The organism is Pseudomonas sp. UBA7500, assembly GCF_002478435.1.
Classification (GTDB): Bacteria; Pseudomonadota; Gammaproteobacteria; order Pseudomonadales; family Pseudomonadaceae; genus Aquipseudomonas; species Aquipseudomonas palmensis.
On sequence record NZ_DLNW01000003.1, the window covers coordinates 162,688 to 184,995 of the forward strand.

The 22,308-nt window shown below is 65.6% G+C and carries 14 protein-coding genes; 7 read left to right on the plus strand and 7 right to left on the minus strand.

Annotation, left to right across the window (positions count from 1 at the left end; all coding sequences use genetic code 11):
- Positions 1 to 77: 77 nt before the first annotated feature.
- The 7 genes from B4I46_RS03660 to putA all read right to left on the minus strand — a co-directional run bounded on the left by B4I46_RS03660 (position 78) and on the right by putA (position 13,127).
- Positions 78 to 1,259, minus strand: coding sequence for an NAD(P)/FAD-dependent oxidoreductase (locus B4I46_RS03660; RefSeq protein ID WP_043863590.1), 1,182 nt, complete (start codon positions 1,257 to 1,259; stop codon positions 78 to 80).
- A 121-nt stretch (positions 1,260 to 1,380) separates the two neighbouring features.
- Positions 1,381 to 2,718: an ATP-dependent RNA helicase DbpA gene (gene dbpA, locus B4I46_RS03665; protein WP_229589801.1), complete on the minus strand. Its 1,338-nt coding sequence runs from the start codon at positions 2,716 to 2,718 to the stop codon at positions 1,381 to 1,383.
- Between the two features lie 105 nt (positions 2,719 to 2,823).
- Positions 2,824 to 4,251, minus strand: a complete 1,428-nt coding sequence (mdtD, locus tag B4I46_RS03670) for a multidrug transporter subunit MdtD (protein ID WP_043863589.1) — start codon at positions 4,249 to 4,251, stop codon at positions 2,824 to 2,826.
- Positions 4,252 to 4,361: 110 nt separating this feature from the next.
- The gene (locus B4I46_RS03675; RefSeq protein ID WP_054915755.1) at positions 4,362 to 5,693 is read right to left on the minus strand and encodes a TldD/PmbA family protein; all 1,332 of its coding nucleotides are present in this window, start codon (positions 5,691 to 5,693) and stop codon (positions 4,362 to 4,364) included.
- A complete protein-coding gene (locus tag B4I46_RS03680) occupies positions 5,693 to 7,135 on the minus strand; it encodes a TldD/PmbA family protein (RefSeq protein WP_286898683.1) in 1,443 nt (480 codons plus the stop codon). Before B4I46_RS03680 ends, B4I46_RS03675 begins: the two co-directional genes overlap by 1 nt.
- A gap of 31 nt (positions 7,136 to 7,166) precedes the next feature.
- The gene (locus B4I46_RS03685) at positions 7,167 to 8,969 is read right to left on the minus strand and encodes an acyl-CoA dehydrogenase (protein ID WP_286898684.1); all 1,803 of its coding nucleotides are present in this window, start codon (positions 8,967 to 8,969) and stop codon (positions 7,167 to 7,169) included.
- Positions 8,970 to 9,173: 204 nt separating this feature from the next.
- On the minus strand, positions 9,174 to 13,127 hold the full coding sequence (gene putA, locus B4I46_RS03690) for a trifunctional transcriptional regulator/proline dehydrogenase/L-glutamate gamma-semialdehyde dehydrogenase (protein WP_104573003.1): 3,954 nt from the start codon (positions 13,125 to 13,127) through the stop codon (positions 9,174 to 9,176).
- Positions 13,128 to 13,478: 351 nt separating this feature from the next.
- Between putA and putP the strand changes: the two genes are divergently transcribed.
- From putP to B4I46_RS03725, 7 genes are all read left to right on the plus strand, one after another.
- Positions 13,479 to 14,963 carry a sodium/proline symporter PutP gene (gene putP, locus B4I46_RS03695; protein ID WP_210013885.1) on the plus strand — a complete coding sequence of 495 codons (1,485 nt, stop codon included), beginning with the start codon at positions 13,479 to 13,481 and terminating at the stop codon, positions 14,961 to 14,963.
- Positions 14,964 to 15,091: 128 nt separating this feature from the next.
- A complete protein-coding gene (locus B4I46_RS03700; RefSeq protein ID WP_043863583.1) occupies positions 15,092 to 15,928 on the plus strand; it encodes a 23S rRNA (adenine(2030)-N(6))-methyltransferase RlmJ in 837 nt (278 codons plus the stop codon).
- Between the two features lie 211 nt (positions 15,929 to 16,139).
- On the plus strand, positions 16,140 to 17,897 hold the full coding sequence (locus tag B4I46_RS03705) for a carbamoyltransferase family protein (RefSeq protein WP_043863582.1): 1,758 nt from the start codon (positions 16,140 to 16,142) through the stop codon (positions 17,895 to 17,897).
- Positions 17,881 to 19,011 carry a glycosyltransferase gene (locus B4I46_RS03710; protein ID WP_286898688.1) on the plus strand — a complete coding sequence of 377 codons (1,131 nt, stop codon included), beginning with the start codon at positions 17,881 to 17,883 and terminating at the stop codon, positions 19,009 to 19,011. Before B4I46_RS03705 ends, B4I46_RS03710 begins: the two co-directional genes overlap by 17 nt.
- Complete coding sequence (locus B4I46_RS03715) at positions 19,011 to 19,907, plus strand: antimicrobial resistance protein Mig-14 (protein ID WP_054915749.1); 897 nt, start codon at positions 19,011 to 19,013, stop codon at positions 19,905 to 19,907. The genes B4I46_RS03710 and B4I46_RS03715 overlap by 1 nt, the downstream gene beginning before the upstream one ends.
- Complete coding sequence (locus tag B4I46_RS03720) at positions 19,904 to 21,325, plus strand: PIG-L deacetylase family protein (protein ID WP_286898690.1); 1,422 nt, start codon at positions 19,904 to 19,906, stop codon at positions 21,323 to 21,325. The genes B4I46_RS03715 and B4I46_RS03720 overlap by 4 nt, the downstream gene beginning before the upstream one ends.
- Positions 21,322 to 22,278: a glycosyltransferase family protein gene (locus tag B4I46_RS03725; protein WP_043863578.1), complete on the plus strand. Its 957-nt coding sequence runs from the start codon at positions 21,322 to 21,324 to the stop codon at positions 22,276 to 22,278. The genes B4I46_RS03720 and B4I46_RS03725 overlap by 4 nt, the downstream gene beginning before the upstream one ends.
- Positions 22,279 to 22,308: the final 30 nt, after the last annotated feature.

Below are 22,308 nucleotides of genomic sequence, written 5' to 3' on the forward strand. Positions count from 1 at the left end.
TCACGGTGGCAGCGAACTGTCACCGTGGTCACGTACCAGCAAAATTTGTTCCGTGATGCGCGATTCTAACGCGAAGGTTAGACGAACTGCGCGGCCGCGTAGGCCGATGCCCAGGCCCACTGGAAATTGAACCCGCCCAGGTGCCCGCTGACGTCCAGCACTTCGCCCACGAAATACAGGCCGGGGCTTTTCAGCGACTCCAGGGTCTTGGACGACACTTCGCGGGTGTCGACCCCGCCCAGGGTGACTTCGGCGGTGCGATAGCCCTCGGTGCCGGCCGGCACCACCTGCCAGGCCGCCAGTTTGTCGGCGACCTCGGCCAGTTCGGCCGGGGTGTACTGCTTCATCGGCCGGGACACGAACCAGTGCTCGGCCAGCAGGTTGGCCATCTTCTTGGTGAAGACCTCGCCAAGCAGGGTCTTGAGTTCGCTGTTGGGGCGTTCGGCCTGTTGCTGTTGCAGCCAGGCGAGGGCGTCATGCTCGGGCAGCAGGTTGATCTCGACGCTGTCGCCGCTGTGCCAGAACGACGACACCTGCAGGATCGCCGGGCCGCTGAGGCCACGGTGGGTGAACAGCAGGTTCTCGCGAAAGCTGGTGCCGTTGCAGCTGGCCACGCAGTCCACCGAGGTGCCCGACAGCTCGGTGCACATGGCCTTGAGCTGCGGCTCGGTGATGGTGAAGGGCACCAGCCCGGCGCGGGTCGGCAGCAGGGTGTGGCCGAACTGGCGGGCCACCTGGTAGCCGAAACCGGTGGCACCCAAAGTCGGGATCGACAGGCCGCCGGTGGCGATCACCAGCGACTGGCATTGCAGCGTGCCCATGCTGGTTTCGAGCAGGTAGCCATGCTCGAGCTTTTCGATCTGCTCGATGCGCGTGTCCATGCGCAGCTCGGCGCCGGCGCTCTGGAGCTCGCTGAGCAGCATGTCGAGGATGTCGCTGGACTTGTTGTCGCAGAACAGCTGGCCGAGTTTTTTCTCGTGATAGGGCACGGCGTGCTTGCCGACCATCTCGATGAAGTCCCACTGGGTGTAGCGGGCCAGGGCCGACTTGCAGAAGTGCGGGTTGTGCGAGAGGAAGTTGGCCGGCTCGGTGTACAGGTTGGTGAAGTTGCAGCGCCCGCCACCGGACATCAGGATCTTCTTGCCGGGCTTGTTGGCATGGTCCAGCAGCAGCACCTGGCGGCCGCGGTTGGCGGCGTGGATGGCGCACATCAGGCCGGCGGCGCCAGCGCCGATGATGATCACTTCGGTGGAACGCACTGCAAAATCCTCAAATAGGTGTTGAAGCTATCGCGGGTCAAGCCCGCTCCCACAGGAGGTATGCAAGTCCTTGTGGGAGCGGGCTTGACCCGCGATGAGGCCCTGATAGGCGATAAACGACTCAGACGATGCGAACCCGCAGCGAGCGCCCCTTGATCTTGCCGCTGTTGAGCCGCTGCAGCGCCTGCTTGGCCACGCCGCGTTCCACCGCCACGAAGGCCTGGAAATCGAAGATCGCGATCTTGCCCACCTGGGTGCCCGGGATGCCGGCATCACCGGTCAGCGCACCCAGGATGTCGCCCGGCCGCAGCTTGTCCTTGCGCCCGGCACCGATGCACAGCGTGCTCATGGTCGGCACCAGCGGGCCGCCGGCCTGGGGTTTGAGGCTGTCGATCTGCTCCCAGCGCAGGGGCGCCTTCTGCAGCTGCTCGATGGCCTGGGCGCGGTGCGCTTCGGACGGGGCCACCAGGCTCGCCGCCAGGCCCTTCTCGCCGGCACGCCCGGTGCGGCCCACGCGGTGCACGTGAATTTCCGAGTCCCGCGCCAGCTCCACGTTGATGACCATGTCCAGCGCGTCGATATCCAGCCCGCGCGCGGCCACGTCGGTGGCCACCAGCACCGAGGTGCTGCGGTTGGCGAACAGGGTCAGCACCTGGTCACGGTCGCGCTGCTCCAGGTCGCCATGCAGCGACTCGGCGGCGATGCCCTTGGCCTTGAGGTGATCGACCACTTCCTGGCACTGCTGCTTGGTGAAGCAGAACGCCACGCACGACTGCGGACGAAAGTGCGCCAGCAGGGTAGTCACCGCGTCCATGCGCTGCTCGGGCGAGATCTCGTAGAAGCGCTGCTCGATCTGCGTGTCGGCATGCAGCGACTCGGCCTTGACCTGCTGCGGGTTGCGCATGAATGCGGCCGACAGCTGCTTGATGCCGGCCGGGTAGGTGGCCGAGAACAGCAGGGTCTGGCGACGCTCCGGGGTTTGCCCGAGGATGTCGGCGATGGCGTCGTAGAAGCCCATGTCGAGCATGCGGTCGGCTTCGTCGAGCACCAGGGTGTTGAGCCCGTCGAGCACCAGGGTGCCCTTGCGCAGGTGCTGCTGCACGCGGCCCGGGGTGCCCACGATGATGTGCGCGCCGTGCTCCAGCGAGGCGATCTGCGGGCCCAGGGACACGCCGCCGCACAGGGTCAGGATCTTGATGTTGTCTTCGGAGCGGGCCAGACGGCGCAGCTCCTTGGCCACCTGGTCGGCCAGCTCGCGGGTGGGGCACAGCACCAGGGCCTGGCAGCCGAAGTAGCGCGGGTTGATCGGGTTGAGCAGGCCGATGCCGAACGCGGCGGTCTTGCCGCTGCCGGTCTTGGCCTGGGCGATCAGGTCCATGCCCTTGAGGATCACCGGCAGGCTCTGGGCCTGGATCGGGGTCATCTGGGCGTAGCCGAGGGCGTCCAGGTTGGCCAGCATGGCGGCGGACAGCGGCAAGGTGGCGAATTCGGTGGCAATGGTGGTCACGAGGCGGGCCTGCAAAACAAAATGTCGCGCAGTGTACCAGCCTCGTGGCCATTAGCCCTAAGCCTCGATCTCCGGTTCCGGACGACGGGCACGCCTTCCGTCCGCCCTGGACAGCTGCATGAAGATCGCCGCCGCCAGCATCGACATCAGGCCGATGGTCAGGAAGGTCAGCTGGAACGCGCCCAGCGTGGTCTCCACCCCATCGCCGCTGCCGGCGCCGGTAAAGCCGCCCAGCAGTGCGCCGGCGCAGGCCACACCCAGGCTCAGCGAGAGCTGCGCCACCACCGACAGCAGGCTGTTGCCGCTGCTGGCGCTCGCGTCGTCCAGGTCGATCAGGGTCACGGTGTTCATCGCCGTGAACTGCAGCGAGTTCACCGCCCCCAGCAGCCCCAGTTGCACCAGCAGCAGGGCATACGGGGTGTGTTCGTTGACCAGCCCCAGGCTGCACAGCAGCACGCCCAGCAGCAGGGTGTTGCCGGTGAGGATGGTGCGGTAGCCCAGGCGCTCGATCAGCGGCCGGGCGATGGACTTGGCGACCATCGCCGAGGCGGCCAGCGGGATCATGCTCATGCCGGCCTGGGACGGCGAATAGCCCAGCGCCACCTGCAGCAGCAACGGCACCAGAAACGGCAGTGCGCCGCTGCCCAGGCGGGCGAACAGGTTGCCGAGGATGCCCACCGAGAAGGTACGGGTGCGAAACAGCCGGGGCGAGAACAGCGGGTTGTCGATGCTGCCGGCGCGCAGCCAGTAGGCGGCCAGGCACGCCATGCCGGCGAACAGCAGCAGCATCACGCGCAGGTGCGGCAGGTGCAGCTCGCCCAGGCCCTCCATGGCGATGGTGATCAGCACCATCGCGGCGCCGAACAGCACAAAGCCCACGCCGTCGAAGCGTGTGCGCTCGGAGCCGCGCAGGTCGGGGATGAACTTCCACACCGCGTAGCAGCCCAGCGCGCCGACCGGCAGGTTGAGCAGGAAGATCCAGTGCCAGCTCAGGTACTCCACCAGCCAGCCGCCCATGGTCGGGCCCAGCAGCGGGCCGAGCAGGCCGGGGATGGTGATGAAGCTCATGATGCGCACCAGTTCGGTGCGCGGGTAGGCGCGCAGCACCACCAGGCGCCCCACCGGCAGCATCAGCGCGCCGCCCAGGCCCTGGATCACGCGGGCGCCGACCAGCATGCCGAGGCTGTTGGACAGTGCACACAGCAGCGAGCCGATGCTGAACAGCAGGATCGCGCTGAAGAAGATGCGCTTGGTGCCGAAGCGGTCGGCGATCCAGCCAGAGGCCGGGATCAGCAGGGCCACGGTGAGCATGTAGGCGATGATCACCGACTGCATGCGCAGCGGGTTTTCCGCCAGGTCGCGGGCCATGGCCGGCAGCGCGGTGTTGAGGATGGTGCCGTCCAGCGACTGCATGAAGAAGGCGATGGCCACTACCCAGGGAATCCAGCGGGCTGTGACGGGGTCCAGCGGGGTGCGGTTGGGCATGCTCTATGTCCTTGAGGGCCCCTTCGCGGGCAAGTCGAAGCGTCGAACCGCAGCTCCCACAGGGGCGGCGGTGATCCCTGTGGGAGCGGGCTTGACCCGCGATGGTGGCATCACAATGTCAGCGTCAGGCGTTTGACCAGCGCCCCCGGCAAATGACTCGAACTGGTCTGGCGCTGTCCGTAGGTGCTGGTCGACAGGATCAGCTCGCGCTCGGTCGTGAGCGCCTCCAGCTGCGAGCCGAGCAGGCTGTACACGCTGTCGTCGAAGCGCATGGTGCTGACCGGCGCCTGGATCTGACCGTCCTCGACCCAGAATGTCGCAAAGCGCGTCAGCCCGGTCATGCGCGCCGCCGGCAGGTCGGAGTAGTTCAGGTACCACAGGTTGCTGATGTACAACCCCGTACCCAGCCTGGCGAGCACCTCATCCAGCGCCAGCTCGCCGGCGGCCAGGCTCAAGGCGCTCGGCCACTCGTGGGCCTCGGCGCCATTGGCGACCTGCTCGAACTCGGCGGCGCTGCGCGCATTGGTCAGCTGTTCGCGCGCCTGCCCTGCGTCCACCAGCTGCACGTCGCTGCGTGGGTAGCCTTCGCCGGAGAACGCCGGGCTCAGCGAGCCGCTGACCTGTTCGGTGATGTTCACCAGCGGGCTCAATGCCGCATCGCCGGCATACAGGCGTTGCAGCGGGCTGTCCTTGCTGGCGATGGCCTGCGCCGAAAAACCGCCCCAGCACAGCATGCCCATGATCTCGTCCATCGCTGCCGGTGCAAGGTAGGCGCGGTACTGGCCGGGGGCGAGGGTCTTGAGTGGGCGACCCAGGTACTCCAGCTGCTCGCGGGCCTGGGCCAGGCGCCGGGCGAACGCGGCGTTGTCCCACACCTGCCCGGCGTAGTTGGCCTTCACCGCCTGGCCATTGGCGTGGAACAGGCTGAAGTCGAAATTGAAGCTGTTGGCCTGATGCCAGCCAGAGGCGCCGAACGAACTGGCAAAGCCGCGACTGATCGGCCCGGCGGCATAGATGCCCACCAGGTCCAGCGCGCCGGCGCCGTGTTCGATCTGCTCGAGCACCCGTGCGGTATCCGGCAGCGGGCCGTCCTGTACCTGATGGCTGTGCCAGGCACTGTCGTTGAGCAACAGGTACGGGTCGGCAGGGATCAGCGGCAGGATCTGGCGCAGCTCGGCCAGTGCCTGGTGCAGGCGCTCGCGGTCCAGCGCCGGCTCGCCGCTGAGGGTCAGGTGCAGGTCGGCCTGGCGACCGTCGGCAATCAGCTTCAGGCTCGCGCCGGCCTGTTGCACGTCGCCGGCCTGGCGCACCCTGGCATGGTTGAAACGGATGAATTGCGACTGCTCGGCGCTGTAGCTCAGGGTGAACTGTTCGGGGGCGCGCACGTTGTCGCGCAGCCATGCGACCAGGTCCTGGAAGTTGTGCAAAGGGCTGGCGGCCATCAGGCGTCTCCTCCGAATACGTCGATCTGGCTGAACACGCAGGCCGGCGAGGCATGGCCCACGCGCACCACCTGGTTGGGTTCGCCCTTGCCGCAGTTGGGCGTGCCGAGCACCTGGAAGGTACTGGCGTCGCCCACGGCGCTGAGGTTGCGCCAGAAACCGGCGGAAATACCGCGGTAGTTGGGGTTCTTGACCACGCCCTTGAGTTCGCCGTGCTCGATCAACTGGCCCCATTCGCAGCCGAACTGGAACTTGTTGCGCGCATCGTCGATGGACCACGAGCGGTTGGTGCGCATCAGGATGCCGTGCTCGATGCCGCCGATCAGTTGCGCCAGGGACTTGTCGCCCGGCTCGATATTGAGGTTGGCCATACGGTCGATCGGTGCGCGGTTCCAGCCGCAGGCGCGGCTGTTGGCCACGCCGTCCAGGCCCGAGCGGAACTGTGACAGCGCACCTCCCAGCGGGCGCACCAGTACACCCTCGCGAATCAGGAACTGCTTGTGGGCCGGGGTGCCGTCGTCATCGTGCGCGTAGCTGGCCAGCTCTTCGGGGATGGCCGGGTCGAAGGTCACGTTGAGCAGTGCCGAGCCGTACTGCAGGTGGCCGAAGTCCTGGGCCTTGATGAAACTGGTGCCGGCGTAGTTGCGCTCGTCGCCCAGGATGCGGTCCATCTCCAGCGGGTGGCCGATGGACTCGTGGATCTGCAGCATCATCTGGTCGGGCATCAGCAGCAGGTCGCGTACCCCGCTCGGGGTATTGGGCGCCAGCAGCAGTTGCAGGGCCTGGTCGGCCACCTGGGCCCCGGCACCGAGCAGGCCGCAGCGCTCGATCACATCCACGCCGCCCTGCTGGCCGAAGTTCTCGCGGCCCAGGCTGCGGCTCTGGCTGTCGCTGCCGTCGAAGGCGGTGACGCTCATGCCGGGGAACACGAAGCGTTGCGCCTGGCGCAGTTCGGCGCCGGCACTGTTGAGGTAGATCTGCTCGACCGTGCTCAGGCCCAGGCTGGCCTGCCAGTTCACCAGGCGCGAATCGCCCGGCACGCTGGCCGATTCGCGGGCCAGCAGTTCATAGCAGTCGGCCAGGGCCGGGAAGGTGCTGTTGAGGTTGGGCGAGCAGTAGTCGGCGCGGGCGCTGGACACCGGTTGCTCGCGCAGGTCGAGCAGGGCGTGGCACGCGATCTGGCGGGCCAGCGCCTCGGCCTGGTCAAGGGCGCGTTGCAGGCCGGCCTGGGACAGGTCGGCGGTGGCCGCGTAGGCCTCCACGCCGTTGACGCGCACGGTGAGCATCGCGCCCTGGTCGCGGGTCAGGCTGGGTGGTTCGGCGATGTTCTTGCGCACCGACAGGTGCTGGTGGGCTTCCTGCACATAGCGCAGGGAGAAAAACTCGGCGCCGCTGTTCAGGCCAGCGAAACGCTGGCGCAGCGGCGCGGTGAAATCGAACATGCGCGAACCTCCGGGTGACGGTGGTTCCCCCTCAGAACCACTCCTCGTGCATGCCCGGGCAGGTGTCGTCGCGGGCCTCGAGCAATGCGAGGTCATTATGGCAGGCCGGTACTTCCCAGGTGAGGAAAAACCGTGCGGCCTGCAACTTGCCCCGATAGAACCCGGTATCGGCCGGGTTGCCGCGGGCCAGGCCCTGTTCGGCGCGAATCGCCTGCTCCAGCCAGCGCCAGCCGATCACGCAGTGACCGAAGGCCTTGAGGTACAGCGCCGAGTTGGCCAGGGCGCTGTTGACCTGGCCTGTGGACAACTCGCCAAGCAGGCCCAGGGTCACGTGCTGCAGGCGGCTGAGCAGTTGTTCCAGCGGTTCGCGCAACGGGTCCAGGCGGGTGTAGGCCTGGGCCTGGGCGCAAGTGCCGGCGATCAGGCGTACCAGTTGCTTGAGGCCGGCGCCACCGTGCTGGGCCAGCTTGCGCCCGAGCAGGTCGAGTGACTGGATGCCGTGGGTGCCTTCGTGGATCGGGTTCAGGCGGTTGTCGCGGTAGTACTGCTCTACCGGGTAATCGCGGGTGTAGCCGTGGCCACCGAGGATCTGGATCGCCAGCTCATTGGCCTTGAGGCAGAACTCGGACGGCCACGACTTGACGATCGGGGTCAGCAGGTCGAGCAGTTGCTGGGCATGCTGGCGCTCGTCTTCGGTGGCGGCGGTATGGCTGTCGTCGAACAGCCGGGCGGCGTACAGGCCCAGGTCGAAAGCGCCTTCGACGTAGGCCTTCTGGGTCAGCAGCATGCGTTTCACATCGCTGTGCTGGATGATCGGCACGGCGGCGGTGGCGGGGTTCTTGTTGTCGGGCAGGCGGCCTTGCGGGCGCTGGCGGGCGTAGTCCAGCGAGTACAGGTAGCCGGCGTAGCCGAGCATCACCGCGCCCATGCCCACGCCGATGCGCGCCTCGTTCATCATCTGGAACATGCAGGCCAGGCCCTGGTGCGGCTGGCCGATCAGGTAGCCGACGCACTGGCCGTTGTCGCCGAAGTTGAGTGCGGTGGAGGTGGTGCCGCGCCAGCCCATCTTGTGGAACAGGCCGGCCAGCACCACATCGTTGCGCTGGCCCAGGCTGGCGTCCGGGTTGACCAGGAACTTGGGCACGATGAACAGCGAAATGCCCTTTACCCCGGGTGGTGCGTCGGGGAGTTTGGCCAGTACCAGGTGCACGATGTTCTCGGACAGCGTGTGATCGCCCCCGGAGATGAAGATCTTGTTGCCCTTGAGGCGGAAGCTGCCGTCGGCGGCGGGTTCGGCGCGGGTGCGGATATCGGCCAGCGAGCTGCCGGCGTGGGGTTCGGTGAGGGCCATGGTGCCGAAGAAGCGGCCCTCGATCATCGGTTGCAGGAACAGGCGCTTTTGCTCGTCGGTGCCGAAGTTCTCGATCAGGTTGGCGGCGCCCATGGTCAGGAACGGGTAGGCGGTGGTGCCGGCGTTGGCGGCCTGAAAGTGGGCGAAGCAGGCTTGCGAGAGCAGGGTGGGCAACTGCATGCCGCCGGCCTCGAAGTCGCGGTTGGCGTTGAGAAATCCGGCGTCGAGGAAGGCGTCGACGGCAGGTTTGACCTCGGGGATGAGGATGGCCTGGCCGTTCTCGAAGCGTGGCTCGTGCTCGTCGCCCTTGCGGTTGTGCGGGGCGAAGTATTTTTCGGCCAGGGTGCGAGCGGTGTGCAGCGCGGCGTCGAAGGTTTCGCGGCTGTGCTCGGCGAAGCGTGGGCGTTGGGTGAGGGCCTCGGCGTCGAGCACTTCGTAGAGTTCGAAGGCCAGGTTGCGGGCGCTGAGCAGGGTGTCGGACATGGCGGCCATACCTTGGTGGGGATGGGGCCGAGTCTAGGCATGCGGGCGGGAGGTGGACAGGTTAATAGGTGGGGGTGATGAGGGGTCAGAACCGTTGTCAGGTGTGTGTCCGCAAAAAAAATCGCGGGCCAGGCCGGCCCCCACAAGAATCTGCATCGATCCTGTGGGGGCGGGCCTGACCCGCGATTGGCAACGCCTCGGTGGTTAGCCGATGGTCATCAGGCTGGCATTGCCGCCTGCCGCGGCGGTGTTCACGCTCAACGCACGCTCGATCACCAGGCGCTCCAGCGCAATCGCGGTTTCACCCGACGACAAGCCCTGCACACCCACGATCGCACCGGCACGCTTGGCCACCTGCTCGCATACTGCGCGCAGCTGGTCCGAATGGCCGTGATGCAGCACCGCGTCGAACACCACCTCGTCCTTGGCCCAGTCGCTCACCAGCTTGATGCGCGCCTGCACATCCTTCGGCAAGCGCCCACGCAAGGCCTTGCCCGGCTCGCCGTCGACGAACACTGCCGAGCTGCCCACCGCCATTACCGCTGCCAGTTGAGTCAGCAGATCAGCCTCCGACTCGGCCAGGCACAGCACGTGCTCGCGCGGCAGGATGGTGTAGCTGTTGCGCTCGCCGGTCGGGCCGTTGAGCAGGCGGGTGACGCCGCTCTGCGACTGCTGCGCGAACTGCTCGCACAGCTGCGCCAGCTCGGCCTGCTGGTTGCTGCCGGCCCACGCCTTGAGCGATTGCAGCGGCTTGAGCAACTGCTCGCGCAGACGCACGTCCGGGGCAGTGCCGGCGTCGCTGCGCTGGAACGACTGCTCGATGGCATCGGCCGGGCGCGTGGACAGCAAACGGTACAGGTACAGCGGGCCACCCGCCTTGGGGCCGGTACCCGACAGGCCTTCACCACCGAACGGCTGCACGCCGACCACGGCGCCGACGATGTTGCGGTTGACGTAGACGTTGCCGGCATGGACGTTGTCGATCACCTTGGCGATGGTCTCGTCGATGCGGGTGTGCACGCCCAGGGTCAGGCCGTAGCCGGATGCATTGATCTGCTCGATCAGCTGGTCGAGGTGCTTGCGGTTGTAGCGCACCACGTGCAGTACGGGGCCGAAGATCTCACGCTGCAGTTCATCGAAGCTTTCCAGCTCGATCAGGGTCGGCATCACGAAGGTGCCGCGCTTGATCTCTTCACCGTCGGCAATGGCCACCTGATACACGTTGCGACCCTTGTCGCGCATGCCCTGGATGTGTTTTTCGATGCCAGCCTTGGCCTCGGCGTCGATCACCGGGCCGATGTCCACGCTCAGGCGCTCCGGGTTGCCCAGGCGGCTTTCGGCCATGGCGCCCTTGAGCATCTCGATCACGCGGTCGGCCGAGTCTTCCTGCAGGCACAGCACGCGCAGGGCCGAGCAACGCTGGCCGGCGCTGTCGAAGGCCGAGGAGACCACGTCGATGACCACCTGCTCGGTCAGCGCCGAGGAGTCGACGATCATCGCGTTCTGGCCACCGGTTTCGGCGATCAGCGGGATCGGACGGCCCTGGCTGTCCAGGCGGCCGGCAATGTTGCGTTGCAGCAGGCGCGCCACTTCGGTGGAACCGGTGAACATCACGCCCTTGACCCGGTCATCGCCTACCAGGCGCGCACCGACGGTCTCGCCACGGCCCGGCAGCAGTTGCACCACGCCTTGCGGGATGCCGGCCTCGAGTAGCAGGCGCACGGCCTGGGCGGCCACCAGCGGGGTCTGCTCGGCAGGCTTGGCCAGTACCGGGTTGCCGGCAGCGAGCGCTGCAGCCACCTGGCCACTGAAGATCGCCAGCGGGAAGTTCCACGGGCTGATGCACACCACCGGGCCCAGCGGGCGGTGGGCGTCGTTGCTGAAGTCGTTGCGTGCCTGCACCGCGTAGTAGCGCAGGAAGTCGACCGCTTCGCGCACCTCGGCGATGGCGTTGGCGTAGGTCTTGCCGGCTTCGCGGGCCAGCAGGCCCATCAGCGGCTGGATCTCGCCTTCCATCAGGTCGGCGGCACGTTCCAGGATCGCGGCACGCTCGGCCGGCGGGGTGGCCTGCCAGATCGGTGCGGCGTTGAGTGCGCACTGGATGGCGTTGTCGGCGTCCTCGACGGTGGCTTCCTGCACGTGGCCGACCACGTCACGGTGGTCGGACGGGTTCAGCACCGGTGCGGCAGCTTCGTCGCTGGACGCGCAACCGAGCATCGGCTCGGCTTTCCAGTCGTTGTGCGCGGTGGCCAGCAGGGCGCACGACAGCGAGGCCAGGCGGTGTTCGTTGGCCATGTCGATGCCGCTGGAGTTGGCGCGCTCGGCACCGTACAGGTCACGCGGCAACGGGATGCGCGGGTGCGGCAGGCCGAAGCCGCCTTCCTGGGTGGCCATGCGCTCGATGGTCGCGACCGGGTCGGCCACCAGTTCCTGGATCGAGATCGACTGGTCGGCGATGCGGTTGACGAACGAGGTGTTGGCGCCGTTTTCCAGCAGGCGACGCACCAGGTAGGCCAGCAGCGTTTCGTGGGTGCCGACCGGGGCGTACACGCGGCACGGACGGTTCAGCTTGCCGTCGGCCACCTTGCCCACCACCTGTTCGTACAGCGGCTCGCCCATGCCGTGCAGGCACTGGAACTCGTACTGGCCCGGGTAGTAGTTCTGCCCGGCGATATGGTAGATGGCCGACAGGGTGTGGGCGTTGTGGGTGGCGAACTGCGGGTAGATGGCTTCGGGCACCGACAGCAGCTTGCGGGCGCAGGCGATGTAGGAGACGTCGGTGTACACCTTGCGGGTGTACACCGGGTAGCCTTCCAGGCCTTCGACCTGGGCGCGCTTGATCTCGCTGTCCCAGTAAGCGCCCTTTACCAGGCGGATCATCAGGCGGTGACGGCTGCGGCGTGCCAGGTCGATGACGTAGTCGATCACGTAAGGGCAGCGCTTCTGGTAGGCCTGGATCACGAAGCCGATGCCGTTCCATCCGCTCAACTGCGGCTCGAAGCACAGGCGCTCGAGCAGGTCCAGCGACAGCTCCAGGCGGTCGGCCTCTTCGGCGTCGATGTTCAGGCCGATGTCGTACTGCTTGGCCAGCAGGGTCAGCGACAGCAGGCGCGGGTACAGCTCGTCCATCACGCGCTCGTACTGGGCGCGGCTGTAGCGCGGGTGCAGGGCCGAGAGCTTGATCGAGATGCCCGGGCCTTCATAGATGCCGCGGCCATGGGAGGCCTTGCCGATGGCGTGGATGGCCTGCTCGTAGGAGGCCAGGTATTTCTGCGCGTCGTGCTCGGTGAGCGCGGCTTCACCAAGCATGTCGTAGGAGTAGCGGAAACCCTTGGCTTCGAACTTGCTGGCATTGGCCAGGGCTTCGGCAATGGTCTCGCCGGTGACGAACTGCTCGCCCATCAGGCGCATGGCCATGTCGACGCCCTTGCGGATCATCGGCTCGCCGCTCTTGCCGATGATGCGGCTGAGCGAGGAGGTGAGGCCGGATTCGTTGTGCGTGGACACCAGTTTGCCGGTCAGCAGCAGGCCCCAGGTGGCGGCGTTGACGAACAGCGACGGGCTGTTGCCCAGGTGCGGCTGCCAGTTGCCGGTGCTGATCTTGTCGCGGATCAACGCATCGCGGGTGCCCTTGTCGGGAATGCGCAGCAGGGCTTCGGCCAGGCACATCAGCGCCACGCCTTCCTGGGACGACAGCGAGAACTCCTGCAGCAGGCCCTGGACGATGCCGGCGCGGCCGCTGGCGCTCTTCTGGTTGCGCAGCTTTTCGGCAATGCCGGCGGCCAGCTTGTGGGTGGCCTCAGCCATGGGCGCGGGCAGGCGTGCCTGCTCCAGCAGCATCGGCACCACTTCCGGTTCCGGACGACGGTAGGCGGCGGTGATCGAGGCGCGCAGCACCGACTGCGGCAGGATGCTCTCGGCGAACTCGAGGAAGCACTGGTGCGAGTGGTCGGCCTGCACATCGCCGGCGTCGTCGCTCTGATTGCCGGGCTGACCGCTGAGTTCGGTCAGGGTGGCGCCACCCTCGAGCTTCTCCAGGTAGTTGAAGATCGCCTGCTTAATCAACCAGTGCGGGGTGCGGTCGATGGACTGCGCAGCCGTTTTCAGTCGCTCGCGGGTAGGGTCGTCGAGTTTGACCCCAAGGGTGGTCGTCGCCATTTCTTATCCTCATTATTGCCACTGGGCCGTGGCTAAGCTGGCGCCAAGATTAGCCGGGCGCCTTTGTGGGTGCAACCTAGTGCAACCCAAATAATCGCGTTGAGCAGTGCTACTCGTCCGGTGGCTAAAACCCCACAGCATAAATGGCTGTTCAAGGTGCATTTGCTTATGTAAACGGCGGTTTTTGCTCCCAAATGGAGCAAAAACACGTTGTTATGCGAAATATCCGACCAGGTGCAACTTGACTGAAGAAACTGGTTGCACCTTGTTTGCGTTGTTGCATAGGATTCGCCGCCTGGGTGCAACCGTTAGCGGCTGTCACTACATAAAAACAAACGCCAGGGCGCAACAATGAGTTTTAGCAATCCAATCACGATCACGTTCGTGATCTATATCGCGGCAATGGTGCTGATCGGCTTCATGGCCTATCGCTCCACCAACAACCTTTCCGATTACATCCTCGGTGGCCGCAGCCTCGGCAGCGTGGTGACCGCGCTCTCGGCCGGTGCCTCGGACATGAGCGGCTGGTTGCTGATGGGCCTGCCGGGCGCCATCTACATGTCGGGCCTTTCCGAAGCCTGGATCGCCATCGGCCTGACCGTCGGTGCCTACCTGAACTGGCTGTTCGTGGCCGGCCGCCTGCGCGTGCAGACCGAGCACAACGGCGACGCGCTGACCCTGCCGGACTATTTCGCCAGCCGTTTCGAAGACCACAGCGGCCTGCTGCGCATCATTTCGGCAATCGTGATCCTGGTGTTCTTCACCATCTATTGCGCCTCCGGCATCGTGGCCGGTGCCCGCCTGTTCGAAAGCACCTTCGGCATGTCGTATGAAACGGCGCTGTGGGCCGGTGCTGCTGCCACCATCGCCTACACCTTCGTCGGTGGCTTCCTGGCGGTGAGCTGGACCGATACCGTGCAGGCCACGCTGATGATCTTCGCGCTGATCCTGACCCCGGTGATCGTGCTGATCGCCACCGGCGGCTTCGACACCACCTTCCTGGCCATCGAAGCCCAGGGCGCGGGCAACTTCGACATGTTCAAGGGCGCCACCTTCATCGGCATCATCTCGCTGATGGGCTGGGGCCTGGGCTACTTCGGCCAGCCGCACATCCTGGCGCGCTTCATGGCGGCAGACTCGGTGAAATCGATCGCCAATGCCCGTCGCATCTCCATGACCTGGATGATCCTGTGCCTGGCCGGTACCGTGGCCGTGGGCTTCTTCGGCATCGCCTACTTCTCGGCGCACCCTGAAGTGGCCGGCCCGGTCACCGAGAACCACGAGCGCGTGTTCATCGAACTGGCCAAGATCCTGTTCAACCCGTGGATTGCCGGTGTGCTGCTGTCGGCCATCCTGGCAGCAGTGATGAGTACCCTGAGCTGCCAGCTGCTGGTGTGCTCCAGCGCCCTGACCGAAGACTTCTACAAGACCTTCCTGCGCAAGAACGCCTCGCAGGTCGAGCTGGTATGGGTCGGTCGCCTGATGGTGCTGGCGGTTGCGCTGATCGCCATCGCGCTGGCCGCCAACCCGGACAACCGCGTGCTGGGCCTGGTGGCCTACGCCTGGGCCGGCTTCGGTGCCGCCTTCGGCCCGGTGGTGCTGATTTCGGTACTGTGGAAGGGCATGACCCGCGACGGCGCACTGGCCGGTATCGTGGTGGGCGCGGTGACCGTGATCCTGTGGAAGCAGTTCGACACCATGGGCCTGTACGAAATCATCCCGGGCTTCCTGTTCGCATCGCTGGCGATCTACTTCGTGAGCAAGGCGGGCAGCCCGTCGGCTGCGATGGTCAAGCGTTTCGAAACCGCTGAAGCGGCGTTCCACGCCGACAAGTAACACGGCTGCATCATGCTGCCCGGCAACGGCCCGGCCTCTTCTGGAGGTCGGGCCGTTGTCATTCTGGCGGCTGTCACCTGACGGCGCGGGCCTGACAGGGTAAACTTCCGGGCCTTGCAGGAGTTGCCATGAACTATCGTCACGCCTTTCACGCCGGCAACCACGCCGACGTGTTCAAACACCTCGTATTGACCCGGCTGATTGCGCTGATGTCGCGCAAGGAGCAGCCGTTCGCCTACCTCGACACCCACGCCGGCCTTGGCCTGTATGACCTGCAGGGCGACCAGGCGACCCGCACCGGCGAGTGGCTGGAAGGCATCGGCCGGCTCTGGGGGCGCGACGACCTGCCCGAGGTGACGGCCGATTACCTGCGCATCCTGCGCAAGATGAACCCCGACGGCGAGCTGCGCTACTACCCGGGGTCGCCCGAGCTGGCACGGCGCCTGGCGCGCCAGCAGGACCGCGTGCTGCTCAACGAGAAGCACCCCGAAGACGGGCGCCTGCTCAAGGAAAACATGAAGAAGGACCCACGCGTGGCGGTGCACCTGGGCGAGGGCTGGCACGTGCCGAGGGCCTTGCTGCCGGTGCAGGAGAAGCGCGCGGTGATGCTGATCGACCCGCCCTTCGAGCAGGCCGACGAGCTCAAGCGCTGCACGGTGGCGATGAAGGAGACGATTGGCCGCATGCGCCAGACGGTCGCGGCCATCTGGTACCCGATCAAGGACCAGCGCCAGCTGGTGCGTTTCTATCAGGACCTGACCAGCACCGGTGCGCCGAAGCTGCTGCGGGTGGAGCTGTACGTGCACCCCCAGGACAGCCCGCAGGGCTTGAACGGCTCGGGCCTGGCGATCGCCAACCCGCCATGGGGCCTGGAAGAAGAGCTGCGCGCACTGCTGCCGTGGCTGGCCCAGGTGCTGGGGCAGACCCAGGGCAGCTGGCGCATGGACTGGCTGATTGCCGAGTAGGGTGTTGTGAATGTGTTGGCCTATCGCGGGTCAAGCCCGCTCCCACAGAGGCAATGATGTCCTTGTGGGAGCGGGCTTGACCCGCGATGGGTTCCACGCCAGCAGTGCGCCCTGCACTCCGTACCACGCTTTACGCTATAATCCCGCCCTTTCGCTGCCACCCGCCCATGAGGCCGGGGCGCACATCTACAGATTTGAAGAGGCTAGACCCTTGGCATTGACGATTCTTGGCCTGTCCGGCGCCCTTAGCCATGATCCTTCCGCGGCCCTGTACATCGACGGCAAGCTGATTGCCGCCGCTGAAGAAGAGCGCTTCGTGCGCGACAAACATGCAAAGAACCGCATGCCCTACGAATCGGCGAAGTTCTGCCTCGAACAGGCCGGCATCAAGCCGTCCGATGTCGATGTGGTAGCGATTCCGTTCGCCCCCATCAGCCTGTTCGGCAAGGCCCGCTGGCACTACGCCAAGCGCTACTGGTACGCCCCGGATCGCGCCCTCGACGCGCTGCTGATGGGCAACCGTCGCTACAAGCGCTACCGCAACAAGATCGTCTGGTGCCTGGAACAATTGGGCTTCGATCCGAAAAAGATCAAGATCGAACCGGTCGAGCACCACCTGGCCCATGCCTCCAGCGCCTACCACTGCTCGGGTTTCAAGGAAAAGACCGCGATCCTGGGCATCGACGGCAAGGGCGAGTACGCCACCACGTTCTTCGGCTACGGCGAAAACGGCAAGATCCACAAGATCAAGGAATTCTTCGACCCGGACTCCCTCGGCGGCCTGTATGGCGCGATCACCGAGTTCCTGGGCTTCGAAATGCTCGACGGCGAGTTCAAGGTCATGGGCATGGCGCCGTACGGCGACGCCAGCAAGTATGACTTCTCGCGCCTGGCCAGCTTCGAAAACGGCGAGCTGGAGATCAACACCGACTACGCCAACGTCATCGGCCTGCGCCGCTATAAAGAGAAGGGCAAGGGTTTCTACTTCTCGCCCAAGCTGATCGAGTGGCTGGGCCCCAAGCGCGAAGGCGACATCGCCGACGAGCCGTACATCCACTATGCGGCCAGCATGCAGGCGCTGTTCGAGAAGCTCGCGCTGCAGATGATCGACTACTACCTGGGTGACGTGCTCAAGGAAACCGGCAAGCTGGCCTTTGCCGGCGGCTGCGCGCTGAACGTCAAGCTGAACCAGAAGATCATCGCCCGTCCCGACGTGAAGGAGCTGTTCGTGCAGCCCGCCTCGGGCGACGCCGGCACCGCAGTCGGTGCTGCCGCCTATGTGTCCCACGCCCGTGGCGTACCGGTCGAGAAGATGGAACACGTCTACCTCGGCCCGGCGTACAGCAACGAGGACGTGATCGCCGCCTGCGCCCGTCACGAACACAAGCCGACCTGGCGCAAGCTGGACAACATGCCCGAGCAGATCGCCCGGATCATGGTCGACGGCAACCCGGTGGCCTGGTTCCAGGGCCGCATGGAGTTCGGCCCGCGGGCCTTGGGCGGACGTTCGATCATCGGCTGCCCGAGCGTGCCGGGCGTGGCCGACCGCATCAACCACCAGATCAAGTTCCGCGAGCGCTGGAGGCCTTTCTGCCCGTCGATGCTCGACACCGTGGCGCCGCAGATGATCAAGATCGATCACCCGGCCCCGTTCATGACCTTCACCTTCGAAGTGGCTGAAGAGTGGAAGACCCGCGTGCCGGAAGTGGTCCACGAAGATGGCACCTCGCGGGCCCAGGTGCTCAAGCGCGAGTACAACCCGCGCTACTACGACATGATGAAGGCGCTGGAGACCCTGACCGGCAACGGCGTGTCGCTCAATACCTCGCTCAACCGTCGTGGCGAACCGATGATCTGCTCGCCGACCGATGCCCTGAACATGTTCTTCGGCTCGGACCTGCAGTACCTGATCATGGAAGACATCCTGGTGGTCAAGGACGGCGCGAAAGCTTATGACAGCGTTGGCTGAACGGCACGTCCTGCAGTTTTGCCACGGCTATGACGGGCCGTTTCTCGATTGCGCCCGTCAGTACGCCAGCCTGTTCGCGGGCAAGGGCTACCGCGTCACCACGGTGTTTCTCACCGGCGCCGCCGATCCGCAGGTGGCGGCGGGCTGTGCGAGCGATGAAGTGCTGTTTCTCGAGTTCAGCTCCAAGGCCATTCGTGGCTTGAAGCTGGGCGCGATTCGCGAACTGCGCCGCATTGCCGCGTCGCGCCGGTTCAGCTTCTGCATCGCCCACCGCTTCAAGCCTATCTACATCGCCCTGCTGGCCACCCGCCTGCCGGTGATAGGCGTGCACCACGCCTTTGGCGACTACCAGCGGCGTACCCGCCAGCTGTTCGCCACTATTTTCAGCAAGCGCCTGAGCCTGCTCGGGGTGTCGGACGCGGTGCGCGACGACATGCGCCAGTGCCTGCCCAAGTGGCCGGCCGAGCGTATCCAGACGCTGTACAACCGCATCGATATCGACGCCCTGCAGGCCAGTCTGGTGCCCGCCGCGCAGGCGCGCCAGGCCCTGGGCCTTGATGCGAAGGCGTGGATCGTCGGCAATGTCGGCCGCCTGCATCCGGACAAGGACCAGGCCACCTTGCTGCGCGGGTTTGCCCAGGCGCTGCCGGCACTGCCGGCAGGCGCCCGCCTGGCGGTGCTGGGCACCGGCCGCCTGGAGCACGCGCTCAAGGCGCAGGCCGAGGCGCTGGGTATTGCCGCACAGGTGGACTTTCTCGGCCAGGTACCGGATGCACGGCGCTATTTCAGTGCCTTCGACGTGTTTGCCCTGAGCTCGGACCACGAGCCTTTCGGCATGGTGCTGCTCGAAGCGATGGTCGCCGGCGTGCCATTGCTGGCCACCGCTTGCGGTGGCGCCAAGGAAGTGGTCGAAGGTGTCGGCATCCTGTTCCCGCTGGGGGATGCCGAGCGTCTGGCGCAAGGCCTGCAACACCTGGCCGAGCTGGACCAGGCGCAACGCCAGGCCTGTGCCGAGCGCATGCTCGAGCGCCTGCGCGAACGCTTCTCCGACACGGCCGTGCGCGAGACTTTCTGGCACCTTCCCCAGGTTGTCGAACTGACGGGGCAGGCCTGATGCTCAATTATGTACAAGGCTGGCGTGAGCGCGGCTGGCGCGTGATCGATGCGCCGGCCTACGCCGACGCCTGGCAGCGCTTTGGCGGCAGTGTGGCGACCCACCCGCTGGTGCTCGCGCAACTGGCCGAGATGGCCGATATTCCGGTGCGTTACCTGGGCTGGTATCAGGGCGACCAACTGAAGGCGGCCATCCCCACCTGGGACCGCTACCTGGCACTGTCCAAGGACGTGCTCAAGCGCCGGGGCAAGAAGGGCCTGTTCGACCTGGGCAATGCCGAGCTGATTCTGCCGGCCGCTGCCGATGCACAGGCGCCGCTGCGCCATGCCGGGCGCTACCTGTCCGAGCTCAACCAGGGCCGTTTCAGCGGCCTCAAGGCGCAGCCCGAAGCCCTGGCCATGGCACGCCAGCCCGAAGAACTGTCGAAGAAGTTTCGCTACAACCAGCGCCGCGAACTGCGTTTGCTGGAAGAGGCGGGTGGGCAGGTACGGGCCATCACCGAGTACACCAGTGCCGAGATCGCGTCGATGTATTGCGACCTGTTCCAGCGCCGCTGGGGCTTTGCGGCCACCGGTGCCGAGCGCATGGCCGAGATGGTCGAACGCCTGCGCGCGTTGCTGATCGGCTCGGTGCTGTTTCTGGAAGACAAGCCGATCGCGATCCAGCTGGTGTACCGCGTCGAGGCTCCCGAGTGGGTCAGCGTCGAGTACGTCAACGGCGGCGTCGATCCCGAGACGCGTGCGTTCAGCCCAGGCAGCGTGCTGAGCTTTCTCAACACCCAGAGCGCCTGGGAAGCCGCGCGTGCGCTGAACAAGCCGCTGCGGTTCTCCTTCGGCCGCGCCGATCGCGAGTACAAGGACCGATGGTGCAACCCCGTGCCGGTGTTTCAGGTGTGAGCCGCAAGCAGCAGTTGCTCAGGCGCCATCGGCAGCGCAAGCGCATGACGCTGGTCATTTTGCTGGTCATTCTGCTGGCCAGTGCCTGGCTCGCCTGGTGGCTGCCGCTGGTGCTCGGCGTACTGGCCTGGTCCGCTCACGAGGCCTGGTTCAGCGACCATCTGTTCTATGCGCCGGCCAGTGATTACGACTATCTCATCGACAGCGACCAGTCCTACCCCCTGCGCCTGACGCAAGGTCGATTGGGTGTGCCGGCCGGGTGCAGCCTCGAGGAGGGCGACACGCTGCTGCTCAAGGTCTGTATGCGCGCTTCGCTGTTCGGTCGGCTGCTTGACCCGGCGGTGAGGATCGAAGGCGGCACATCCGATACACAGGTGTTCGAGCGCGGTGTGAAGGGGGTGCGTTACCTGAACCTGACCGGGCAGCACACCGCCCTTGTAGAGGGGCGACTACGTCTGCGCGGCCAGTACTGTCGGCTGGATGAACAGGTCGAGCTGTTGGTGTGCCGACATCCGGATTACCTCGCCGGGCCGTTGCTGGTGATCGCCCCGCATGCCGATGATGCCGAGCTGGCAGCCTTCGGCGCTTATGCCCAGGCCCGGGAAAGCTGGATCGTCACACTCACAGCCGGTGAAATCGAAACCGAACACTACCGGGCCATGGGCCTGGATGCAGTCGCCGCAGCTCGCCTCAAAGGCCAGTTGCGCAGCTGGGACAGCATCGCCGTGCCGCTGTGGGCCGGTGTACCGGCCGAGCGCTGCGTGCAGCTTGGCTATTTCTGCATGCAACTGGCGGCCATGCAGGCCGAGCCACTGATGGCGCAGGGGTCGCGCGAGGCGGACATGCTCGACACGCGCCTGTTCCGGCGTTTCAACCGTGTCGGCCTTGCCAGCGACGTCGATGGCGTCCCCTCCTGGCGCAACCTGGTGCAGGACCTGTGTGAACTGATCGAGCGTATTCGCCCGCAGACCATCGTGCTGCCTGAGCCGCTGCTCGATCCCCACCCCGATCATGTATGCGCCCGCAACGCAGTGCTAGAGGCCCTTGCGCTGACGCACCATCAGCCGCGGACGCTGCTGCACTACGCCAATCACCTGCATGACAACGACCGTTGGCCAATGGGGGATGCGGGCAGCGGAGTGGCGCTGCCGCCCCACTTCCAAGGGCAGGTGGCGATGCGCCCCTGGGTGCTGGCGTTGAGCGAGGAAAAGCAATGGCACAAGGCTATGTCTTTGGGCATGATGCACGACCTGCAGCCCGGAGCCCCCTTCAAGCGTCGCCTACGCCGCTTTTTGCAGCGCGTCCTGGCAGGGCGGCGTTGGCCGACCACTGGTGAAAACGAGTTTTTCCGCAAGGCCGTGCGCCGGCACGAGCTGTTCTGGGTCGGTGCCGAAACCGACAAGAGAGAGCAACAGTGAAAGTCCTATTTCTGGTTCAGAAAGAGCAACGGGCCATTCTGGATCGCTTATATGAAGGCGTAGGTGCAGCCTGCGACTGTGATATCCGTTGGCTGACCGACGCCGAGCAGGACAATCTGCGCGCTTATTTCAAGCAGCACGTCAATGTCGAACAGTACGACCGGATCGTGTTTTTCCTGCGCTTCAAGAAAGAGATACGTCAGGTCGGCTTTATCCGCACCGTGCCCAATCTGGTCATTCTCGAGCACGACGCTTATCAGAACTACATCCCGTGCAAGTACACGGGCAAGTTCAGCAAGCACTACCAGCAGATACCTTGGGCGCGGGTGATCACCTCGGGGGCGGTGGTAAGCCGGCGCCTGCGTGACGAGGGCTTCGACGCGGTGTTCGTGCCCAAAGGCTACGATCAGGCGCTGCTGCGCAATGAAGGGCGCGAGCGCGACATCGAACTGGCCTTCGTCGGCAGCCTTCGCAGCGTGGCCTACTCCGGGCGCAAGGCAATGCTCGACTCGCTCGCGAGTGTCGAGAACCTTGTCGTCACGCGCACCAAATCGGGTGAGGAGTACAGCCAGACCCTCAGCCGCATCCGCTTTTTCGTCAGTGCCGATGTCGGCATGGGCGAGTACATGATCAAGAATTTCGAAGCGATGGCCTGTGGCTGCGTCTTGTTTGCCTATGACCAGGGCGACGAGGAAAACCAGGCTCTGGGTTTTGTCGATATGCACAACATCGTGCTGTATCGCGACTTGGCAGAGCTGCGAGCCAAATTGAAACAGCTGCGTGAGCAGCCCGAGCTGGCCGACGAGATCTCCCGTCGCGGGCAGCAGTTGGCCGAGACGCGTTATACGTTTCACGCCTTGGGCAAGACCATTGTCGAGACCATGCGTGCGCCGCTGCGTGCGCATGCCCAGCCTGGCTGGTGGGCACGGCTGCGCAACGCGGTAGGCCGTTAAGGCCGTTCATCTGTCACTTATCGAGGAAGC

Coding starts and splice junctions, on each gene's coding strand:
- dbpA (WP_229589801.1), bottom strand. CDS start 2,718: ATGCTGGCCAACCTGGACGCCCTCGGCTACGCCCAGATGACCCCGATC.
- mdtD (WP_043863589.1), bottom strand. CDS start 4,251: ATGCCCAACCGCACCCCGCTGGACCCCGTCACAGCCCGCTGGATTCCC.
- B4I46_RS03675 (WP_054915755.1), bottom strand. CDS start 5,693: ATGGCCGCCAGCCCTTTGCACAACTTCCAGGACCTGGTCGCATGGCTG.
- B4I46_RS03680 (WP_286898683.1), bottom strand. CDS start 7,135: ATGTTCGATTTCACCGCGCCGCTGCGCCAGCGTTTCGCTGGCCTGAAC.
- B4I46_RS03685 (WP_286898684.1), bottom strand. CDS start 8,969: ATGTCCGACACCCTGCTCAGCGCCCGCAACCTGGCCTTCGAACTCTAC.
- putA (WP_104573003.1), bottom strand. CDS start 13,127: ATGGCGACGACCACCCTTGGGGTCAAACTCGACGACCCTACCCGCGAG.
- putP (WP_210013885.1), top strand. CDS start 13,479: ATGAGTTTTAGCAATCCAATCACGATCACGTTCGTGATCTATATCGCG.
- B4I46_RS03700 (WP_043863583.1), top strand. CDS start 15,092: ATGAACTATCGTCACGCCTTTCACGCCGGCAACCACGCCGACGTGTTC.
- B4I46_RS03710 (WP_286898688.1), top strand. CDS start 17,881: ATGACAGCGTTGGCTGAACGGCACGTCCTGCAGTTTTGCCACGGCTAT.
- B4I46_RS03715 (WP_054915749.1), top strand. CDS start 19,011: ATGCTCAATTATGTACAAGGCTGGCGTGAGCGCGGCTGGCGCGTGATC.